The organism is Paracraurococcus lichenis (assembly GCF_030657435.1).
Lineage (GTDB): Bacteria > Pseudomonadota > Alphaproteobacteria > Acetobacterales > Acetobacteraceae > Paracraurococcus > Paracraurococcus lichenis.
The window spans coordinates 1-2,528 of the sequence record NZ_JAUTWS010000241.1 but is presented as its reverse complement, the minus strand read 5'-3'; the positions used below and the strand labels follow the sequence as shown (position 1 = coordinate 2,528).

1 protein-coding gene and 1 pseudogene are annotated in these 2,528 nt (G+C 60.4%); both read right to left on the bottom strand.

Annotated features, from left to right (window positions below; all coding sequences use genetic code 11):
- Positions 1 to 354 precede the first annotated feature (354 nt).
- Positions 355 to 507, bottom strand: a pseudogene (locus tag Q7A36_RS42000) (serine acetyltransferase); the annotation flags it as partial.
- A gap of 329 nt (positions 508 to 836) precedes the next feature.
- Positions 837 to 1,850, bottom strand: a complete 1,014-nt coding sequence (locus Q7A36_RS39305; protein WP_305109231.1) for a glycosyltransferase family 2 protein — start codon at positions 1,848 to 1,850, stop codon at positions 837 to 839.
- Positions 1,851 to 2,528 lie beyond the last annotated feature (678 nt).

Sequence of the window (2,528 nt, the reverse complement as noted above, 5' to 3'; positions counted from 1 at the left end):
CAAGGCCAACCGCCGAAGCTCACTCCCGCAGGACCGCTACCGCGCCGCCATTGGTGGCGTCGATTACCTCCTCGGCCTCCTCAACATTCCACAGCGTTGAACAGCCCTGTCGCCATTCTCGAGGCGGCGTAAGCTGACCTTGGCTTTCGCCTCATGTCGTCGTGTCTGGCACGAGTTCTGACAGAACCGAACTGTTCAAGTTGGGCCAGAGATGCGGCAGTCCCTTCGTCAACGGGCTGCTAAGCCCTTTGCCACGCCCGCCTCAATGGCCAAACTCGAGCTGAGAAATCATCTCGAGGCGCCGGACAACTTCCCTGACCCAGGAGGCTTGACAGCCGGCGCAGGTTCAGCCTCTCGTGCCGGCACACCGACGACGACCGCGAAGTCCGGAACATCATTGGTCACAACAGCGTTCGCGCCGATGCGGGCGCTGTGACCGATCCTCAAGCTGCGGTCCGACCGCGCCACGATCTTCGCGCCGGCCCCAATCATTACGTCGTCCTCGATTTGGATGCGATAAGGTGAACCAACCCAGGTCTCCGCGGCCAACGTAACCTGATGGTAGATAATCACATTTGATCCGATTGAAACATTTGGGTGTATAACTACACCTAATCCATAATGCCGGAGGTCCACTACATCACGTAGTACAGCCTCGAATGGAAGAACACATCCGAATGCAATGAAGTTTATAGCCTTGAGCAGCCTTGGAAGCAGTGGGATTCTCATCTTGTGGCACGTGCAACTTGCAGACCAAATTCGAAACGGAACAGATTTCGAGCGGGGTTTTTTCTCGGCCTTATTTTCCTGCATAATCCTTTCCCTTCAGTTCTCGTTCATTGGATCCCCAACTCCACGGCTTGTGGGAAAGCCGGCCCGCTCCTCAGCGACTTGAACAGCAGCTTTGCGGCGCGTCTGGCGGGTAGGCTGAGCGCCTCCCAGGCTAACGTCACGGCAAGGCCGTGATTGGCGCGCAGCAACCAGGACGCAAGGCTTGCCGCTTCAAACGCATTCGCCGCCATGATGGCATGCCGGTACGAATGGTGGAGGAAATTCTCTCGCCCTTTGCGCAGCAGGTGCGCTAGGTCAGGTCTCTCCTCGCTCAACGCCGATGCGACGAGCTCGAATGAGCGGATCATCTGCATCAAGTCATCCGACATGCGCCCCGGTGCGGAGCGATAGCCAGTTAAATGCTCTCTCACCACCGCGAAGCGGTATCGCGCGGCGATTTTCAAGTACAGTTGGTAATCCTCGCATCCCTGCGCCTGCATCGCGCGCAGGCTCGGGTCGTAACTCCCCGCTTCTAACACGACCGTTTTGCGCATGAGCGCCGAACTGCCGTTTCCCAACAAATTGCCTAGGCACATCCGGTCCAGGACGTAACCCTCGTCAGTAGGCTGGTCATGCAGCGAGATGATTCGACTCTTCTGGTCGATAAAAGCTGTCCAGGTATACACCAGCCCGACCGCCTCGCCGCCCGCGCGCAGTGCCTGCAGTTGGCGTTCGATTTTATGCGGGTGCCAGAGGTCGTCCGCGTCTATAGGCGCGACCAACTCGCCCTCGGCCTCCGCGATACCGCGGTTGCGCGCCGCTGCGACGCCGGCATTAGACTGCCGAAACAGTTTGACCCTGCAATCCTCAAATGCATGACCCTCGACGATCGCCGCTGTGCCATCCGTCGAGCCATCATCCACAACCATGATCTCGAGCGCTCGGTGAGTCTGGTTGCGCACGCTCCGCAGCGTCTCGTCAATCGTGGCTGCTGCGTTGTAGGCAGGGATGACGACAGCCACGAGTTCAGGCTTGCCAACGTCCAACCGTCCATCGCCTCGCTTCGTCCGTGGTGTCACGGTCCTCTCCTGGTACATTCTTGTGCCCTCGATGCGAGGACGTGGCTGCCGTCCGCCTGCCGGACAGCTTGGCTCACTGGCGTCGACTTGCGGGCTCCCCCTACCTGCGCGGCAGGCGGGATCGGCTCGCCCGCCGACGCTGGTCACTGTACAGCTTGAGTGCAATCCATGCGGGGAGCCTGTTTCGCATGTAGTAGAGCAGCCCATCAATGACGCCTCGCATCTCGACCCATAGTATCCATGTGGAATCGCCACTGCCATGCCGGAGCCGGTGCGGCCAGCGTGAGTTATACCAGGCGGTGCGTGTCATGTGTGGACGGCCCCCTCGAGGCAAGGGCCTTTTGGTGTGCTGGCGCCGCGGTCGGGTGCGGTCATTTGTCCGGCCTCGATGTGCGGTACGCATGACCGCGGGGGCATTGTCAAGTTCGCGGTCCCTAGCCGGAACGAAGCGGTTGGGGCATGCTGACGAGATGACCTCCGAGCCCGGCACCTACCCCGGGTACCGCTTCTCGGCCGAAATCATCAGCCACGCCGTCTGGCTCACATGAGGGTCTTGGTTGTCAACGGCGCATCTTGGGGTCTCCTGCGTTCGGATCCGTGGTTCGAGCCCGGGACTGCCGCATCTCTGGGGGTCACGCTGCGATAGCGACTGCCGGGTGCTGATCGTTGGCGGCGTGA